Raw genomic sequence first — 19584 nt, 5'->3', positions numbered from 1 at the left:
TATTAGTTATACAAACATTTGTTGTAGGAGTCCTTTTTTAAATTGTTGCGTACTTTCTATTTGTTCTACAGTCTTATCTATTTTATTATCGATAGCAGATAGAAAATCCGCTATTTTTTGTTGTTCTTCCTTACAAGGTAATTCAAATGAAATTTTTGATAAATTCTTTTTAGAAATACCAAGAACTGAAATCCCTTGAGCTATTCTCATAATTTGTTTTCTTATATAATCCGTTTGGAATAAATAACATTTAAACCCAACTATTGTGGAATTTTCAAAATCTCTACCTAAGAATGTATGTAATCCGGCTACAATTTTTTGATTATTCGTATTTATAATTTCAATAGCTTTCCCTATATCATTATAATCCTCTGAGGCATCAGCTATAACGACATCTCCTAATATGCATAGTTTCTCATCAGATATTTTACTTAAAGAAATATTAGAATTTATAAAAGGAACCTCTTCACTACTTAAATGAAAATTTGACTTGAATTTGGTATGTATATCTCCATAATGAATATTATAAACCTCTCCTTCTTCATAATTAAGATCATTGCGAGAAAACGAATTTGTAGAAATAAACGTCAATACATCACCTAATTGTTTCTCCTCCCAATCCTGATAATCACTCCTATCATCTTCCCTCCCTTCGACTTCGCTCAGGGCAGGTTTAAATCGTATCTTCTGGGAGAAAATCTGCTGCATCGCTCCTTTTTTGTATTGCTCTAGCAGTTCTTTTTTACGTTGTAATTGTTGGATCTTGGTGTCTACTGTACTTAAAAATGATGCTATTTTTTGTTGTTCAGGGAGGGATGGGATATTTAGCTTAAAATTTAAAAGATCTTTTACTGTTATGTTTGATTGGTTAGCATTTCCTCTAGCAATGCCTTTAATAAAATACTGATATCTTTTTGAATTAATAATCCCCTGAAGAAAGCCGTTATCAAAAGAGTCTATGTTTTCAAACTTCAACATATTCTGATTTAATAACCCCTGATTATTTTCATAAATGAAAATACCCCTCCCCACTGCCGATTCAATCATCTCTGGTTTTGATCCAACAGTGGTTATTATGATATTATTTTTATGTAAAAGATATTTTCCATGACTTTTAGAAAATACAGTATCAACAAAAACTTTATCTATATCCTTCTTAATAGAGTTAACTCCTAAATCTGATACTCTAACTATTCTGACTCCTTCACTTTTATAATCATCAGATTTAAAAGCAAAACCTTTTGTATAGTTTGTAACATTACCAAGTAAATTTGAAATCCACCCCTCATTAAATTCAGGAAACCTTAATTTAGGAACCAACTTTGTTTCTTTTTTTTGTATCACAGCTACTTCCATATATTAAAAAGGAGTTTCGATTCCTAATTCTTTGCAATAGCCGGCAATTTCTTTGTCGGTGGCTTCGAGAGCCTCTGCCACCTGGCGTAGTTCTTGGGATACAAGAGTTAGATCTATAGCTTCTTCTTCTTCAAAAGTATCTACATAGCGTGGGATGTTTAGGTTGTAATCGTTTTCTTGTATTTCATTACGAGTAGCGATATAGCTGTATTTGTCCACTTCGGCTTCTCCTTCTGCACCGTTGTTATACTGCTTATACGTATTTATAATTTTATCAATATCTTCTTCTCGTAAGATGTTTTGTGTTTTTACTTTTTCAAAATGTTGGCTGCTATCTATAAATAGTACCTTGTCACTTTGTTTTCGTTTCTTTTTTAATACCAAAATACAGGTGGGGATCGAGGTACCATAAAATATATTGGCTGGTAATCCTATTACTGCATCCAGATAATTACGATCTTCAATCAAATACTTTCGTATATGGCCTTCCGCTGCTCCTCTAAATAATACTCCGTGTGGCAATACACAGGCCATGGTGCCATTATCATCTAACTGGTGGATCATATGCTGTACAAAGGCAAAATCTGCCTTGGTTTTTGGCGCTAGTTTACCATAGGACGAAAAACGATCATCACTCATAAATAATGGGCTGGCACTCCACTTGGCAGAAAAGGGTGGATTTGCTACAATCGCTTCAAACTTTTGATCAATATGTTTTGGAGAAGGATTGGTTAAGGTATCTTCATTATAGATATCAAATCGTTTATAATGTACATTGTGCATGATCATATTCATACGGCACAAGTTATAGGTGGTAGGATTACTCTCTTGCCCATAAAACCCTCCTACTTCTTTTACTTCTTTTGCTACTCGTAACAATAAAGACCCTGATCCACAAGTAGGGTCATACACACTTTTTATTTTTGTTTTATCTGCTACTACGAGCTTTGCTAGTATTTTAGATACTTGTTGTGGCGTATAGAATTCCCCAGCTGTTTTACCAGCACCAGAGGCAAACTTACCGATCAGATATTCATAAGCATCTCCTAACAAATCATTCTGAGTATCTTCTAGTTCAAAACTAATTTCTTCAAGATGCGTCAGTACTTTTACAATGAGTTCATTTTTAGCTTCTTCAGATTTCCCTAGTTTACTACTGGTAAGATCCAGATCTTCAAACAGATTACCAAAGTCTTCTTCGCTTTCGCTACCCATGGTACTTTGTTCGATATTTCTGAGTACTTTTTGTAGATCTCCCAGAATAAAAGCTCCTTTGCCTTCAGTATTTCCGCGTCTGGCTAGTTCACTAAATAATTCTGAGGGTTTTAAAAAATACCCAAGTGCATCAATAGCTTCATCTTTGATAGCTTCGAGATAAGATTCTGCTTCTTTATGATCTTCAATAGATCCATATTCCAGTCCATCAGGTTGTAAAATCTCATTGGCATACAATTCCATTTTACGACTTAGGTATTTATAGAAGATAAATCCTAATATATAATCTCTAAAATCATCAGCATCCATCTTTCCTCTAAGCTCATTCGCTATTTTCCAGAGTTGCTGTTCTAGATGTTGTTTCTTTTGGTCTTCTGACATAATTCTTACTGTAGTATAATCTAATTTGGGGTGGGGTGAGTAAACGTTGTGGTGAAGATAGTAATATTTCCCTTACTGTAAAACCAAAAACCCACAAACCAAAACTGTTTGTGGGTCTTCTTTTGGTAATACTATAATTGATGACTCTCTCTTGATCGAGTATACAAAGAGCTCTCTCTTTTATTACAATTTTTTACTAATATTTATTGGCAACCCAACTTTAAAACCGAACCGCAAATCTTTATCATCTCCGTTAGGTGATTTGTTAAGATCTTGCCTATCCATAAACAATTGTAACGTTAAAATATTCTTTTCTTCGTCTTTTGATTTTAAGTTCAATAATAAACCTAATCTACCAGGATAACTCTCAAGGTCGCTAACTCCTGACTCTTCAGAAAACATCATATTATCATATCCAACATTTACAAAAGCCCCTAAATTCTTCCAAGCTAAATAGAATTCAGCACTATAACTTTGTTTAAAACCATATGTATAACTACTATCCCCTACATATCCCTTTTTGCTACTAGCTATAGTAACAGGATTACCGTCAATAATATCTCCCGTAGGAGTATTCAAAGTGATTGTCTGTTGTGTAAATTCATCTATATTAGAACTTCTCGAAAACGAAGTTAATCCTCTGGCTACAAAATAACTTTGATTTTTCCATTGTTTAACAACATTAAATGATCCAGATATACCATAAAGATCTCCTGTAATATCATTGAAAAAGTCATCAAAACTTCCACCATCAGAAGGCTCATATAATGTGGTACTTTCCCTTTGATAAAATGCTGAAACTCCAAAAAATGGTATTAATTTAGAATTCCATGACTTATTAGTGATTTCAATCTCTTTTTTCTGTGCTATGCTAATAACACTATCCAATTTTGTGGTTGCTTTTTCATAATCTTGAATTAATTTAAGCACATTTATTCCATCGGTTAAAGTTTGATCTATTTCTATTGTATCTTTTTTAGGATTTTTTACTACTAAATTTCTATCACTACCCCTCTCTTTTACAGTATAAACTGACATATCAGTACTTTCCCTATGTATAGAATATTTTGGATCATCTACATCAATTTCATATACTTTTATTAGTTTTTCTTTCATTTTATCATAACTCAATGAAGTATCGACGGGCAAATTATGTGCTAGCATTTCTTCACGTAAATCCTTATATCTATAGAAATATTTAGTTAGAGAATCTTGTAAAAAAAGATTCTTCTTAATAAAAGCCCTTTGAATAGCAACATCTTTTGAACCATTATACTTCCTACTTGATTTTCCTATTCCTGAATAGAAATTGACCGTGAATTTAGATTTTTTGCTTCCATCATTTTCGTCAAAAAAATAAACTCCATTATCCACAGAAAAATCTCCATCTACCGTAAAAAAACCGAAATTAAAACTCTTTAAATACCCACTAGCCTTGATTAATGACTTTTCCTCTTTAAGCTCAAATAACAGACCTTGTTGTGGTGTGTTATCTCCCAGAACCAAAAAGTTAAGATCCTGAAATACAAGTTTATTAAAAGCTCCTGGAGATACAAGGTTATTACTTTTATCATTAATTTGAGAATTCACTAATGAGGAATACAACAGCATTAAAAAGATACTCAACGTAATTTTCTTCATGATTTATTATTTAGAGTTATTTATAAAGTGTGAAAAATAAACAACTGCATTGTGCAAAACCATACCCAGTGGCAAGTATTTTTTTAATTAAGTAGCGAATTAATTTTTATGTATTTGATATGAAACAGGTAGTAATATCCCCTTTTCAATTGACCATAAAAACACCCCCAATAGTTGTATCCAACTATTGGGGGTGTTTGATTAATATATTTCCAGGGGCTCTGAATTCGACCCTTCGAGTAACCTCACCCTTCGACTTCGCTCAGGGTGCAATTGTTTACGAGGGCTGAGCGTAGTCGAAGCCCGTCTACTTCACCCTTCGGCTTCGCTCAGGGTGCAATTGTTTACGAGGACTGAGCGGAGTCGAAGTCCGATTCTGCAGTGCTATTGCCGCCAAATGAATCCGTTTCATTATCGGGATTCTGGTTTTCATCCTCTTTCTCGCTTTCTTCTGCAGTACTACTTCCATTAGAAGAGAAACGTTCTTTTAATCTGCTATGTAAAGCTTCTGCTCCTGGTACTCCACTATTAGCAGCAACACCAAACATCTTATACGCTAGTAATGAAGTACTATACGCTTCTGATCCGGCAAGTATTCTGGTATCATTTACTTTTTCTGATAACTCTGCTAACTCTAAAGCCAGTACCTTAAGATCATTATATAATGAATAATCTTTTTCTATTTCTCCTAGTTTAATAAAATTTGGCAAGATATCTCCGTTCTGTCGCATACTGTCTAGTGCATCTTCTACAAATACCTTATTACTTCTATTAATCTTTGGTAGGTTTCTACGTTCATCTTTGGTCAAACCTGTTAAAAAAGGCAATAGCGTACTGATTTCGTCTATTTACTTTTTACTTCTGTAATCACTTGTGGATCTACGGTAACCGATAATCGGTTGTTTACTACATTACTCATACTTTTTTGTTTTAAATTCAACACTTGTTTGAGCTTACATAAAATCAATTTCAATACCGATTCTTCATCTTTTTAACATTTTTACTATTAATCTTGTGTTAATTTTAAATTATAATTACCTAATAACTAAGCATTTGTTTTTACTTAATTTATTTTTGATATGATAAAATACTATAATGACAGGCTGTCGTATTACTTAAAAACACTTTTTTATTGTGATGATAACGCTTACTCATCAAAGGATTACGTTTTATATTTTGCATTTTACGTATACTCAGTGAATGGGTACTGACAGTTAGTATAATAGCATTTTATGCTTACTGGCGTTGTGGCAGGGGGTTCTAAGTTTTTATATAGAATATGTATTACAAATCAACACTTTAACATTAGTAAATACATCAATTTAGTTATAGTGAGGCATTATTTTCTTTTCTTGTATGCGTATTTGCACGTATCCAATATAACGTTCGGGATCCTTTCTAAACGCATATTTACCGGTATCACGTATTTCATCTATAGCTTCTTTAAGATGTGTAAATGCTCGATCTCGTAAATCTTTGGCTTTAACATCATCTAAAGTATCGTCATTAGCTTTAAAAAGTAATTCTGCCAGATGATCAGACTTCTGCTCTGCAATATTAAATTTTCTAAGATCATATCTCTTCTTTTCCAATTCTGGTGCATTTGACTTACCCAACACACTAATATCCATTAGATCCTGGATGATATCATCATCACCTTCTGCCTGTGTAATCTTATCTAGTCGGCCCAATACCTCAGCATCTTTTCTAAACTTAAAATATAAATCAGCTAATACCTCATTTTTAAATTCATATGCCTTAGAAGATTCTGTTCTCCATCTTTTTAGAATTTCTTTCTTGGTATAACGTTCTTTCATCCAAACTGCTTGTGCATATCGACATGCACCTATACGAACGGGCAAGTCTTCAAAATATGTATCCCAATCTAGTCCTTTACTCTCCAAAATAATTTTATCTTCATATGCCCACACAAATAAGTTTTCTGCCTCTTGTAAGGCAATATCAACCGGAATAGTTGGTGCTTTTACTTCTTCTAAAGATAATGCTTCTAAAGTCGTTAACTTTATACTATAATTTTCTCTTGACATTTGCTAATTATTTTAAGAATTAATACGCTCATAATAGTATGACTACTGCTACTATATATAGAGTGTCTTAAAAAAGCATTTTGTTACCTTCTGGATGTTTTATTAATAGTAAAAAAATACTTACTCTTTAAAAAAGTTGATTATCTACTACAAAACACCATGTCATCTTACACACTAAAAATCAATATTTTAGTGTAGTAATCAGAATATATTATCTACTCATTAACTTATTATTATAAATAGGTGAAATTTCCCCATAAAACGAATTAGTTTCTTTACATATTCTTAAAACATAAACCTAAGATTATCAGACAGATAATTAGTTATTTAGTAGCAGTATTAACCAATAAATAATATAAAATGAAATTACACTCAAAAATCTTATCCGGTTTATTCGTATTCTTAGTATTGCTTACCTCTTGTGAAACTGATACAGAGGAACCAGAAGTTGTAAAAACTAACCCGTATTTGGAATTAGTGGGTACTGTAGAATATCGTCAGGCTACAAAAGAGGAATTAAGTAAATTAGTTCCTACGCAAGCTAAGGCTAATTGCACACTTCATGGGGATGAAGGATGTAGTGACAATGCTGCATCTGAGTTCGAGCGTTATGTAAAAGAATGTACTTCATACCCTCGTATATGGCCGCCAACAGGAGCTGTTTCTACACATTACAAAAGCATGATCTATTATGTTGATGGTGATAGTGACATTAATCTAGACCATTATCAAGATGATTTACAAGCGCATGTAGATCAATTAACCAGTTCTGCCGGAGCAGCCTTTATTAGTGCAGATATCATATTTTGGACATGCAATGATAGAGAGAATAATTCTTGTGTAATAGAATATACTGTATATAGATAAGAACTCTCATTATAAATAGATATAAAAAAAAGAGGCTGTCTAAAAAGTATAAAAACTCAAAATTGTCAGTATGAACCTGTCGAAGACATATTGAAAATCAAAATATTAAAAACTTCGACAAGCTCAGTTTGACAAAAAGAATTGACTTTTTAGACAGCCTCTTTTTAATTTTATTATTATACTCCATTTTCAGAAGGTACGTTTCCAACGTCTTAGAATCTGGTCAATATCTGATCGTATATCTGTTCGGATTTCCTTTTTACGTTTTCCTTGACCAAACTGGTCATCATAATTAGTTTCGGTATGTCGTATATGTGCTTCTACTGCCAGGTCAATCATTTTAACATCAAATTCCTTAGCATTTGCAGTACGTCCTACCCTACCGCTATATTTTTGACATGCGTGTTTTGCTATTTCAAATTCTCGTTTCACAGGACAATTAGGGTACCGTCTTCTAATAGCAATGGCAAACTTGATAATATACTCTCGATCTTGTTGTTCTCTAACAATAGCAGCTTTTCTGTTTTTTTCTGCACGAATATTCTGATCATTCTGGCATTCTATTTTTGCTTTCTCTATAGCAATTTCTTCTACCAGTTGCCCTTGCCGTTCATAACGTTTACGACGTTGATTCCATGCCCATACTACTGCGCATAAAGTAGAATGTTTTTTAGATCTACGAGTCATTGCGGCATCTCCGGGTGGTAACAATACATATCCGCCAAACGGAGAACAACTAAAACAAGTTCCTTTATGTTTTTCACTTTCTGCAACAAATGATTTGCCAACAGGAATGCGTTTACCGCATTGAATACATCTAAGTTTTTCCTTCTTGGTTAGAAATATATTTTGAGAAGTTGTGGCCAAATAACAATCATTTATAAGGAAGCGAAAATACATTTTTAGTATTGAATTTATCCTAAAATATTACGTATCTTTATAAGATCATACTTCATTTATTATTTGAGATTATGATAAGAAAATACTAAATTAGTAGTATTCCCCCCACTAAAAAATGAAACTGTCTGAAAGTTAATGTTTCTGTTATCTCGAGCAAAGTCGAGAAAAATTATTCTTGATTATCGACTCTGCTCAATTTAACCGTTTGTTATACATGTACTTTCTAGACACTCATGATTTAGTGGGGATTTTTTTTACTCTAAACTGATATGTTGATAACCATACACACTAATACTCTTACTTATGAAACCTGCCAAAACTATACTAATGATGGTTCTTACCATCTCGATATTCATTTTATATTCTTCTTGTAAAAAAGACAACTACACTCCTATTAACGACAGAGACGTTCTTCCTGATTTATCTGCTGTAATGAAGTTTTTAAAAAAGGAAAATTATCCCGAAAACTCCTCCTGGCATTTATTTCCTGGTACAGAAATATCGCATGATTCTAATACCCTAAAAAGGTTAGGTTTACCAGTGCATGGACGTTGGGTAAGAACCTATGTAAATAATATAGCACATGAATTTTTAACACAGGCAGTTGATTCTACGATCACTCAACCTTTGGAGTTTCCTCCCGGATCATTCATTGTAAAACAAAATTATCGTTCTGATACCATTAGCAATCGAATTATTAGTTCTGATCATAGTACGTTAGCTGCCATTACCGTATTATACAAGCCAGATCCAAAGTATAACTATTGTGCAACAGCAAATTTAGCTTCTTACAACGGTGTTGATTGTTATGGAGGGGATTGGTTTTATGGTTTCTTCTTTCAAAAAGATATAGAGGATGGTAAAATTAGTGATAAATCAAAGGATATACAGGCTCATGTAAGTGCGTTCTGTGTGAATTGTCATGCTCCGGGGTTTAATACTGATTATGTAAGGTCACTAGATGATATTCGTAATCCTTTTGCAGAGTTTAGTACTACTCCGTATTGTGATCGTTTTAGACCTCAGCCTCCAAAAGAAGCAGCCTTACTTACTGCAGAAGAACCAAAAGATATGGGACAGTTCTCTAATGAAATTGAGCAGTATATTATGGATACTCAAATCACATCTACCTTACCCAAGGATGTTCCTGCAGACCCCACAAAAGTATTTAAATTCTTGGGGCCAGAAATAGCACAATTAATGTTTGATAGTTATGCCTGGAAATCCTTTATTGCTTTAAACTGGCCTAATAAAGGTGTCAACCCTGATACCAAAAAACCACAACGAGGCGAACCCGATACTCAACTCCCTTTTACAGCAAATAAAAATGATGCAATGGTTTGGGAAACTTATAAGCCTACATTCGAAGTATTTCAACCTGGAGATATTACATGGAATCCAACCAACCAACCTTGGAATCAGATTCCCCCTGCTCCCAAAGGAAAAGATTGTGAGAATGAAGATCATGATTTTGTGATTACAATGCAATCCAAAACCAGGGATGTCCTTAATGAAACCGGACAAGCTTTTGCGGGTTCTTTTGGATACTTGGTAGATCAAGATAGCAGCCGAGTACGTTACGAGGTCCTATTTAATCGTACAGAATTCGAATATATCATCGGTAATGGTCGTGCAGCAAGCCTTAATCTCACACCCAGTGGGCCAAAAGGAGATGTTAACAAAGTAAATTTTCCTGACACTCGGGATGATACTATCTATAATGAAGGATCGATAGAAATCAAATCTGCTTGGAAAGAATTATGTCTAACAGCTGATTGTAATCATAGAGATGCAGAAAATCTTGAAGCTGCAAAAAAGAAATTCCTGGTTCGAAATGCATTGATCTATGAAGCCGAAGGTGATTCTGTATACTGTAGAAGAGCTCCTATGGCCTTGGTAGGTTTACATATCGCACGTAAGACATATTTTGCCCCACAATGGATCTGGATCACCTTTGAGCATAAAGATAATGTTCCTGATGTTGGACAACAAAACCCCACAGGGACTTTTTATAATCCTAAGTTAAAAGAATCTGATAACTGCTATCAACTCCCATTCTTGAGTAGAGATAGTATTGTAAAAGGTTGCCCTAATGTAGATCTTAATCGCCTGGCAAAAGAATTTACAAACCAACCTAATCAACTTACTCGTATTGTACCTATTGATAATGCAGCACAGAAAATGAACCTGGCATTTCAGGAAGAACTTAAAAAAATTGATTCTCCTTTTGCCAACTATATATTAGTGGACACCCAATGGGCTCTAAATGGCAGGCAACAAAATGGCCAAGTTAGCAAGCTTAATTGTAAGGATAATGGTGTCGAAAATGATTGTTTTACAATGGTACCTCGTTTTTTACGTAATAGTGTTATTGAATCATTTATGTCGACGTACTGCACCGTAAACGGAAAAACAGAACAACACAGTAACCGAAGCTGTATGAGTTGTCATGGTAGTGCTGGTGCTGATCTTAGTTATATCTGGTTGGATGCCGTTTCACAACGCGTAGAGTTAAGTGAGTAAAAGTTTGTGAAATAACTTAAATGCTATTATGTGTTGAAGGTATTAATCCATAGGTAATATTTCTATTAGGGATATCAATGTTCTATACTCAACAGTTGTGTGTAATTACCACTCAAACCAAAAAGTATACAACATTCGAAAATCCGTATAAGGAAACAAGTACTCTTCTATCCGACCTTTGTCTTATAGTTTTTAACACTAATTACTTAGACAAAAATGGAAACAAATCAATTTGGGAACAAAGGTTGGACACCTGATAGAATCGAAAATTTGAAAGGCAAAATATATATCCTAACAGGGACTACAAGCGGAACAGGATTTGCAGCAGCGAAAATATTGCTATCAAAGGGAGCAAAAGTGGTAATGCTTAATCGAAACCCAAAGAAAGCAGAAGACACCATTAAAACTTTAAAACAAGAAGTTGGTAGCCACATAGACGTTTTAGCTTTAAAAATGGATTTAGCTGTACAAGCTTCCGTAAAAAAAGCAGCTGAACAGGTTCTTAAAACAGTTCCTCAAATCGATGCGCTAATTTGCAATGCTGCAATAGCCCAAGTACCAAAACAGAAGCTTACTGTAGATGGTTGGGAAAGTCAGATGGGAACGAACCACTTCGGAAATTTCACGTTTCAAGCTTTATTATTTCCTCTGATAGAAAAATCTAAAGGGAGAATAGTAACCGTTGGTAGTATGGGTTATAATTTAGGGATCAAAACCATACAATTTGACGATTTGAATTGGGATAAAAACTACAGTCCAAATGGCATATATAGCCAAAGTAAATTAGCACAAATCATGTGTGTTTATGAATTGCAAGACCGCTTAAAACAAGCAGGAAAATCTGATGTGAAGGCTTATGCTTGTCATCCAGGCGCTTCCAAAACTTCATTAATTAAAACCAGTGGTAGTTTAATGACTCGATTTGTTTGGCAACTAATGAAATTATCACCGTTAGTACAATCGGCTGAAAAAGGTGCTTATCCACAATTAATGTGTGCTACAGAATCAAACCTTGACCAAAGTGGATTTTATGGACCAACAAAAAGAATGAATACTGTAGGTCCTGTAGGAGAGCATAAATTAGAGCCACACGCCAAAGATAAAGTAGTTGCTAAAAAACTATGGGAACTTTCAGAAAAGGAAACAGGTATAAAATGGAATATCTAAATTTGTAGTATGCAACATTTTAAAACATTATCATCGTATTTAGATTATTTAGAACTACCTCGACCAGAGCATCCTATGTTGAGCGTGTTCAACTCAAAAGGCGATGGCTACTTACCTTGTCCAAGAGAGAGTTCGCCACCAATTACCAATGATTGCTATACCATTAGTTTTAAAAAATATGTAGAGGGAGATTTAAACTACGGACGAACAAAATATGATTTCACTAATGGAGCTTTGATTTTCATTGCACCAAGACAAGTCTTGCAATGGGATAATAGTGTAGTTTTTGAGCGAAAAGGATTTTCAATAAACTTTCACGAAGATTTTTTGAAAGGAACGGAATTAGCTCTACAAATAAAAAAATACGGTTTCTTTTCATATTCTGTAAATGAAGCATTACACCTTTCACCAAAAGAAGAAAAGCAAATAGAATCGATAGTAGAAAATATTGAAATTGAATATCAAAATAATCAAGATGTCTTTAGTAGAGAAATTATTATTTCTCAATTAAGCACATTATTCAAATATGCCAACCGATTCTATGAAAGACAGTTTTTTAACCGAAAAGAAATAACGAACGATTTATTAGAACAATTCAATCAGTATTTAACTGAACATTTTGAATCTGGGCAATTGCAAGAAAAAGGCATTCCAAGTATAGAACAAATCGCAGATAAAATGTCAGTTTCACAACGTTACTTAAGCGATACTTTGAAAAAAGAAACGGGTAAAACTACCACCGAACATTTACACTTACGTTTAATTGATGAAGCAAAGAATGTTTTATTGAAACCGAATAAAAATATTTCGGAAGTAGCTTATGAGTTAGGATTTGAATATCCTCAATATTTTTCAAGATTATTCAAAAAGAAGGAAGGTATAAGCCCAAAGGAATTCAGAGAAAAATATAAAATGAATTAAAACTATGGATGTATTAAAAATAGCAATAAATTGGGCAAAAGCCGAATTATTTTCAACCCCATTTTTCATTCTCTTCGGACTCGCGTTTATGGCAGCTAGTTTAGGTTTTTGGCAGTTAGGAAAAACGGAAATGGCTAAAGCGTACATAATTCCTAGCTTGGTGGCAGGTATTCTACTTTTAACAATTGGACTTGGATTATTTTTCACCAACAAGTCAAGGGTTACACAATTTGAGACTGCTTACAATAAGGATGCTTCAGCATTCATAGAATCAGAAATCACTCGTGCTGAAGCCACTCTGAAAGAATATAATACAATCGTTTTTAAAGTTATTCCGATTATAATCATTGTGTCAGCCTTGTTAATTATTTTTATTAATACACCAACTTGGCGTGCAATTAGTATAACAACGATTGCTATGCTAATAGTTATCTTATTAGTAGATGGAACTGCTTATGGAAGAATTGATAATTATCATAAAGAGTTGAAATTAGTTCATTTAGAAAATGAAATTAAAAAATAACTACACACAACAATGTGTATAAGTAATAGCGGTTTGAGTGCTAACTCGAACCGTTTTTCATTAAATTAAAGTATATTGATATCCGAAATGCAGTCGCTTAAATCCGCTACTGCTCATACACGAGACGGTATAACACACAGTTATTCCCCTGTAAGAAATAGGGTTTTTGACCCCGAAATATTACATAACTCCTTCATTATCTTTACTCCATCCTTAAACAAACATAGTTTGGTATAAGGGTTAGGTTGTTTTAAAATCGTCAGTTCGAGTGTTTTTGTAATAAAATTGAGGAAATTATACTTGGGCAAACTCAGCAGAACTATTGAGAAGCTGTTTTTAGTCCAGAATATCAAAACTATCCTCTACATAGATATAATATTTAAAATGTTTTATCACTCGAACTGGTACGATTTTATAGTCCAAACCCTATATCTACAGAACTACGTTGCATATTCTTGATAAACATTCATTTTTAATTGAATTTACTTGTCATTACCCGTATTTATTGGGGATAGTGAACTTATATAATTGTTGCTTTTTGGAGCAACCTTCATTTTATTAACACTTAATTAACACAATACTTAAACAAATGTTAATTAATTCATAAAAAATAAATGTAATTTTTACGGTTTTCCGTACACACATATACCTTTCAACATACTACAAACAAAGGCATTAAAATATAAAAATACGGTTCTATACACCTATATAATAGAGTTTTACCATCAAGACCATGAGAATTTACCATAATTCAAAGATGAAGTTATTTCCTAAATTTACATCAGAAGATCGCTACAAAATTTTATTAGTAAACATAAGTTTATAACACCAACCATCATGAACCCTGTAGTTAAAACCCCAATGATTTTCTATATGATAAGTTTGGATTGTTCTACTTCTAACGAAAAGAAGCAAAATCAAATGTATCATATCGAAAATAATATTGTCCTTAAGACCAATCACCATCTAAAATCCATAAAAGAAAACCACCAGTTATCTGCACTATAATATTTGTAGATGCTATATCTATGAGTATAATGATACATTATGATATCTATTATACTATAGACCAAGAGCTTAATGAATGCTATATCAAAATTTGCACACTTATATAAATGAAATTACGAATTAATGAAAACCAATACTTAACACATTATCACTGTTCACACAACATAGTAGAAGTATTTTACGGGGGGCTGTAAATACAATGTTAATTTGTCTTCTACTTGTTACCGGGAATCTTGTTAGAGTAGATTTAGGTTCCCGGTTTAAAAGAGAATCATTAACCAGCTTTTTTTAAATATGATTACGCATCAAAACACATGTAGAAATTGCATGTAAAACATGTATCTTTTCACACTTTTCTATGGTATGTTTTACCAGGATTCTCTTTGAGAATCCTGGTTTTTTTATTTACACTCTTCTTCATTTTATTTATACATTGAGTTGTTTCTATTGCTTCACTCCTATGGTAACTGTGTTTCCAGAAATCCAATGTTTGTAGTCATCGGCATAATATTGATAAGTACAACTTGCAGGAGCTATATAAACCCCAGGGATATCAGCTTTTAGATCTAGATGAATTGTCTTAGATTCTGAGCCCGTAAACTCTCTCCAATAAAAAATCAGGTAGTTTTCAAAAATTTCATAATACGCTACTTCTTTACGCTCTACTAATTCTTTAAGTTGCCATGGCTGTGGTGTCGTTCCAGATGGTATCCCTACTATTGCCATTGGCATTGCTATTCCGCGTGTAGATCGATTATTTACTTCTATTGTCATTCTTACATTATCTCCAACTTCATATCGCGTATTCATCAGTGTAGTTTTTAGTTGCAATTTACATTCATCAGAACTATCTGGTACAGGGCTATCCCATTGTATATTCATTTCATAAGGAAAAGTTATATCTTTATTGTTAAACCGAACCGTCATTTCTTGCTTTCCTTCTTTGATATAACTTTCTAAACCATCAATAACGACTTGTCCTTTTTCATTAATTTTTAATTTCTTGGAAATTGTATTTCCATTGAGATTTAAATGTACAGATTCATGATTAGCAATTATTTTATTTCTTTGTGTTCTTGTATATCCAATCAATGCTTTGAGTGCCATCGATGTTGCCTGTGTAGATCCAAACCTTCCTCCATTTCTTTTACTAATAATATATTCAATCCCTTTTGTAATCAATATATCATCTCTGTTTTCTGCCTTTAGCATTGCTAAAACAACAAAAGCTGCTGTTTCTACATATTTTGAGTCTCCATAGGAACGTGTAATTGTATTTTCTACAGGTAAAGCTTTAAAATTGTATTCCTCAATATTTTTGGTAATTGCATTTAATAGCATATTACCATTATTATTTTTTCCGAAATTAAAACTAGCAGCAGCTAATAATGCCATACGATATGTATCATTACTTTTTAATGCTTTTGCATAAGTAGTTTGATATTCCTTTTCTATATCCACTTGTATACCTGCTTCACTAATCGCATAAACAATATAGGCATCAGCAACCTCTTTTGGTGAACTGGCAAAACTATCATACCCTTTTTTACTTTTTCTAAATCCTCCATTACCATCTCTTCTGCTCATAAGCCAATCTACGGTTCGATCAATCATTTTCTGATTCACCTTGGGATAGATCTCTTTCATTTCTGTAAACTCTAATACTCCATAAGCAGTTAAAGTTTCATGCGGTGGTGTATGACCAAACCATTCGAACCCTCCTTCTTTGGTTTCAAAACTAATCAGTCTTTTGTATCCTTCTTTAATGTACTTCATTGCCTTAGCAGTGATCTCAGGATTACTTCTACCTGATTCTTTTAGGTATTTTAATACCATAATATTTGGATACGTACTAGATGAAGTCTGTTCAAAGCATCCATGGGGTTGACGAATAAGAGATTCTATCCCATTCATCACATCTCCTACAATATCAGTGTAAATGGTGAAATCAGCTGTAAGGCTATTGGGTACTATTGAATTTACATCAAAAGAATATGCCTTGTTTTGCGATCCCGACACAGAAACTTCCGTTGGAAAATATGGACTTATTACAGTGACTTCTTTATTTACAGTATCACTATACATTTCTGATTTTACAGAACATACTATTCTGTTATTTGCTCTTACTGAAAGAGGAACTACTTGAACATATACTTGTCTTACTTCATTAGGTTCAAGTTTAATTTCTGAATCAAAAGATGATATTTGTTGTATCCCTTTTGGAAGATGAAGATCGACCTCTGCCTCTAGTACATCTGAAGATTCATTTTTAATAGTCAAAGGCAACCTTACAGTATCCTGAAGTGCCATATAATTAGGAATCTTAAAATCAATAGTTAATTGTTTCTTAGTGCTGTATTGCTTTTCTTTTCTTCCCACTAATCCATTATACCCTATTCCTTCTGCAATGATATTAAATGATGTAATCGCGTCAGAATTATAAAAAGACAGGTTTGCTTCTCCTTTATCATTCGTTTGCACAACTGGGTTCCAATAAATCGTTTTTCTAAAATCTGTACGTTCTTCTGGTAACATCTTACTATCATATACAGGGACATAGAACACTCGGGGAGTATAATTTGTTAATGACCTACCTTTATACAAATAATGGTAAGCATAATTATTAAATTTTGCATTATTCAATTTTTTCTTTCCCCAGTTATGGAAGTATTTTTTATGTTTGGATGAAATTACAATTACTCCATTAGCTCCTCGACTTCCATACAGTGATGTTGCTGCTATATCTTTTAATATGGTAATTGATTCTATAACATCTGCATCCAGATTACCTACTTCATCATTTGCAACCGGGATTCCGTCAATAACAAACAACGGTTGATTATTACCTGATATACTACTCGTGCCCCTTATCATTATTTTTGAGCTACTTCCATAAATACCATCAGCATTCACTATATTTACTCCTGCAACTCTTCCTTGTAATGCGTCTACAAAGCTTCCTGCCGCCTGCCTTTCTAGTTCTTCGTTTTTTACAGTACTAATAGATCCAGAAATCATTCCTTTTTGTTGTATTCCATTACCCACAATTACAATTTCGTCCAATTGTGACTTATCTTCAGAAAGTTCAATTGGTGCAGGTTTAGCTTTTTTTCTAATAATCTTTTGTACAGGAGATTTCATTCCTCTAAAAGACTTTACTCTACTATTATCTTTGATATCCTCTAATCTATTTCTTGCTTGCGCATCATAGCCTTCTTCTGTAGTCGCTTCTATAATACGTAATGACTTATGATCATCGGTGTAAGCAATCATAATATGTGTATTTGCTTTTCCTAGCTTACAAGAGAATTTTCCATTCTTATTAGTATCAAATACTAATACTTTATTTCCTTGTTGATCAAACAACAACACATGTGCTTTTACAGGATTTCCTTTTGTATCAACAACAGTACCACTGTGAATCGATTCTTTTTCTGGAAGGTATAATGCCGGGTCCTCTGTCGAAGTATTTGGTTTTATATAATCTCTCCAACCATGTGTTAGCATTACATAATCCAAAGCTTTAATAGCTTTAGGTTCTTCTGGATCAAAATAAAATACAGGTTTATGTATTTTTCCTTTTAACTCTGAAGACATCAGTAAATAAGATAGTATATGATCTTGTTTATCATCTGCAAAAGAAAGTAACTTATGATCTGCTACAGCAATGGATAAATTTGCAGGAATAGGATTTCCTTTATCATCAGTAGTTTTAAGCTGCACCTCTACCTTTTCTCTGGTTTCATAATGTTCTTTATTAGTAGTAATTTCAACCTTTAGTTTTTTATGTGAATTAATAAATACTAATCGTTCTGCTATTGGTATCTTCTGAGCATCATAAAAGGTAAATCTTGTAATTCCCACAGGTAAATCTGCCGTAGGAATCATTATTTTTTGCTGATCTGATTTTATATTTTGTTTCCATAACACTTTATTCGCATTAGCAACCTCAAGATGCATGGATTTTTTTAATGTAGAAAAAACTGTTAATGTGGTTTGTATACTATCCGTGATTGCAGAAAATCGTAAGCCATTTTCATATACTTTGGGTAATTGTATTTTCTTTTCAGAAATAAAAGGTGCTGTAATTTGTGCATAATATGAAGTTTCATGAATAGCATTCATCATAAAACTTCCCATACCATCGTGATAGCTGCTAAAATTGGTTACAATCGCACCTGTATCATCTATAATATTACCAGATACATCAACGGGTTTACCAAACTCGTTTAAGGCCTTTAATGCTATTTGATTTCTGGTTCCAGCAATGATTTTTCCACTTTCAGGAAAAAATTGAAGATCAATTGTGTCAAGAACCACAGGAATACTGCGTGATATAGATTCTGTTGAGCCGTTATAAGAAATTAATACATTAAGAACAATGTCTATCGTAGATAAATCCTTAGGTAAATTAAAAGTTGGTTTTGTTTTACCATTTATATCTGTTTCGACAGTATCTGATAAAATTTTCTTCCCCTTTACTGCAACTTCATATTGAATTTCTTTATGAGATAGCGGATTGTTCTTAAGGTCTTTGACTTCAAAATTAGCAATTACTTTAGAACCTTTTCCGTATCCTTCTTTTTCAAATTTGAGTTGAAGTAGTAATTCGGGTTGAATTACCTTTTGAATCGTAACTTTTTTAGTAAAAAAAGAGGTTTCGCCAGCATTACGCATCCAATTAGTATACATTTTTAAGGTGTATATTCCACCTACCCAATCTTGTTTTGTATCAAAATTACCATAGGCATATCCTTCATGTATTCTGATCTTTAATTGCTTTACCACGGTCCCTTTAGGTGAGATAAGTTCGGCATACATAGCATCACTTATTGTTGTAATTTTATGTTCACTATCTACAACATAAGATTTAAACCAGATCGTTTCTCCAGGAAAATAAAATGGACGATCAACATGAGTATAAATATCCTCAATAAGCTCTTGATTATCTGAATGGTTAACAAATGAAATTGAAGCTATGCTTAATATTAAAATCAAGATGCTTTTTTTTATGTTTTGTTTATATGTACGCAT

13 protein-coding genes are annotated in these 19584 nt (G+C 33.1%); 6 read left to right on the top strand and 7 right to left on the bottom strand.

Annotated elements, in window-relative coordinates:
• Nucleotides 1-6 precede the first annotated feature (6 nt).
• From FOF46_RS21340 to FOF46_RS21320, 5 genes are all read right to left on the bottom strand, one after another.
• Nucleotides 7-1356: a restriction endonuclease subunit S gene (locus tag FOF46_RS21340; RefSeq protein ID WP_143917847.1), complete on the bottom strand. Its 1350-nt coding sequence runs from the start codon at nucleotides 1354-1356 to the stop codon at nucleotides 7-9.
• Between the two features lie 3 nt (nucleotides 1357-1359).
• Nucleotides 1360-2952, bottom strand: coding sequence for a type I restriction-modification system subunit M (locus tag FOF46_RS21335; RefSeq protein WP_143917846.1), 1593 nt, complete (start codon nucleotides 2950-2952; stop codon nucleotides 1360-1362).
• Nucleotides 2953-3135: 183 nt separating this feature from the next.
• Nucleotides 3136-4593 carry a hypothetical protein gene (locus tag FOF46_RS21330; RefSeq protein WP_143917845.1) on the bottom strand — a complete coding sequence of 486 codons (1458 nt, stop codon included), beginning with the start codon at nucleotides 4591-4593 and terminating at the stop codon, nucleotides 3136-3138.
• Nucleotides 4594-4937: 344 nt separating this feature from the next.
• Nucleotides 4938-5420 carry a hypothetical protein gene (locus tag FOF46_RS21325; protein WP_143917844.1) on the bottom strand — a complete coding sequence of 161 codons (483 nt, stop codon included), beginning with the start codon at nucleotides 5418-5420 and terminating at the stop codon, nucleotides 4938-4940.
• Nucleotides 5421-5915: 495 nt separating this feature from the next.
• On the bottom strand, nucleotides 5916-6641 hold the full coding sequence (locus tag FOF46_RS21320; protein WP_143917843.1) for a hypothetical protein: 726 nt from the start codon (nucleotides 6639-6641) through the stop codon (nucleotides 5916-5918).
• A gap of 360 nt (nucleotides 6642-7001) precedes the next feature.
• Here FOF46_RS21320 and FOF46_RS21315 point away from each other — a divergent pair, with 360 nt between their 5' ends.
• Complete coding sequence (locus FOF46_RS21315) at nucleotides 7002-7508, top strand: hypothetical protein (RefSeq protein WP_109438596.1); 507 nt, start codon at nucleotides 7002-7004, stop codon at nucleotides 7506-7508.
• Between the two features lie 189 nt (nucleotides 7509-7697).
• On the opposite strand, the gene FOF46_RS21310 is transcribed toward FOF46_RS21315, so the two are convergent.
• Nucleotides 7698-8375: a DUF2293 domain-containing protein gene (locus FOF46_RS21310; RefSeq protein ID WP_160114343.1), complete on the bottom strand. Its 678-nt coding sequence runs from the start codon at nucleotides 8373-8375 to the stop codon at nucleotides 7698-7700.
• A 336-nt stretch (nucleotides 8376-8711) separates the two neighbouring features.
• Between FOF46_RS21310 and FOF46_RS21305 the strand changes: the two genes are divergently transcribed.
• The 5 genes from FOF46_RS21305 to FOF46_RS31705 all read left to right on the top strand — a co-directional run bounded on the left by FOF46_RS21305 (nucleotide 8712) and on the right by FOF46_RS31705 (nucleotide 14550).
• Nucleotides 8712-10931, top strand: coding sequence for a hypothetical protein (locus FOF46_RS21305; RefSeq protein ID WP_143917842.1), 2220 nt, complete (start codon nucleotides 8712-8714; stop codon nucleotides 10929-10931).
• A 270-nt stretch (nucleotides 10932-11201) separates the two neighbouring features.
• Entirely contained in the window at nucleotides 11202-12098 is an 897-nt protein-coding gene (locus FOF46_RS21300; RefSeq protein ID WP_333968576.1) for an SDR family oxidoreductase, read from the top strand.
• Between the two features lie 9 nt (nucleotides 12099-12107).
• Complete coding sequence (locus FOF46_RS21295) at nucleotides 12108-13019, top strand: helix-turn-helix domain-containing protein (protein ID WP_109438592.1); 912 nt, start codon at nucleotides 12108-12110, stop codon at nucleotides 13017-13019.
• A gap of 4 nt (nucleotides 13020-13023) precedes the next feature.
• On the top strand, nucleotides 13024-13542 hold the full coding sequence (locus FOF46_RS21290; RefSeq protein ID WP_143917840.1) for a hypothetical protein: 519 nt from the start codon (nucleotides 13024-13026) through the stop codon (nucleotides 13540-13542).
• Nucleotides 13543-14379: 837 nt separating this feature from the next.
• Entirely contained in the window at nucleotides 14380-14550 is a 171-nt protein-coding gene (locus FOF46_RS31705) for a hypothetical protein (RefSeq protein WP_160114064.1), read from the top strand.
• Between the two features lie 444 nt (nucleotides 14551-14994).
• On the opposite strand, the gene FOF46_RS21285 is transcribed toward FOF46_RS31705, so the two are convergent.
• Nucleotides 14995-19584, bottom strand: coding sequence for a TonB-dependent receptor plug domain-containing protein (locus FOF46_RS21285; RefSeq protein ID WP_143917839.1), 4590 nt, complete (start codon nucleotides 19582-19584; stop codon nucleotides 14995-14997).

The sequence above is a fragment of the Aquimarina algiphila genome, from assembly GCF_007489275.1.
GTDB lineage: Bacteria > Bacteroidota > Bacteroidia > Flavobacteriales > Flavobacteriaceae > Aquimarina > Aquimarina algiphila.
The sequence above is the reverse complement of the archived record's forward strand: the minus strand, read 5'-3'. Positions and strand labels throughout refer to the sequence as shown.

What these genes read in the sequence shown, in the direction of transcription:
- FOF46_RS31705 (WP_160114064.1), top strand. Translation starts at nt 14,380, where the DNA reads ATGAACCCTGTAGTTAAAACCCCAATGATTTTCTATATGATAAGTTTG.
- FOF46_RS21305 (WP_143917842.1), top strand. Translation starts at nt 8,712, where the DNA reads ATGAAACCTGCCAAAACTATACTAATGATGGTTCTTACCATCTCGATA.
- FOF46_RS21315 (WP_109438596.1), top strand. Translation starts at nt 7,002, where the DNA reads ATGAAATTACACTCAAAAATCTTATCCGGTTTATTCGTATTCTTAGTA.
- FOF46_RS21290 (WP_143917840.1), top strand. Translation starts at nt 13,024, where the DNA reads ATGGATGTATTAAAAATAGCAATAAATTGGGCAAAAGCCGAATTATTT.
- FOF46_RS21330 (WP_143917845.1), bottom strand. Translation starts at nt 4,593, where the DNA reads ATGAAGAAAATTACGTTGAGTATCTTTTTAATGCTGTTGTATTCCTCA.
- FOF46_RS21285 (WP_143917839.1), bottom strand. Translation starts at nt 19,584, where the DNA reads ATGCGTACATATAAACAAAACATAAAAAAAAGCATCTTGATTTTAATA.
- FOF46_RS21295 (WP_109438592.1), top strand. Translation starts at nt 12,108, where the DNA reads ATGCAACATTTTAAAACATTATCATCGTATTTAGATTATTTAGAACTA.
- FOF46_RS21340 (WP_143917847.1), bottom strand. Translation starts at nt 1,356, where the DNA reads ATGGAAGTAGCTGTGATACAAAAAAAAGAAACAAAGTTGGTTCCTAAA.
- FOF46_RS21335 (WP_143917846.1), bottom strand. Translation starts at nt 2,952, where the DNA reads ATGTCAGAAGACCAAAAGAAACAACATCTAGAACAGCAACTCTGGAAA.
- FOF46_RS21320 (WP_143917843.1), bottom strand. Translation starts at nt 6,641, where the DNA reads ATGTCAAGAGAAAATTATAGTATAAAGTTAACGACTTTAGAAGCATTA.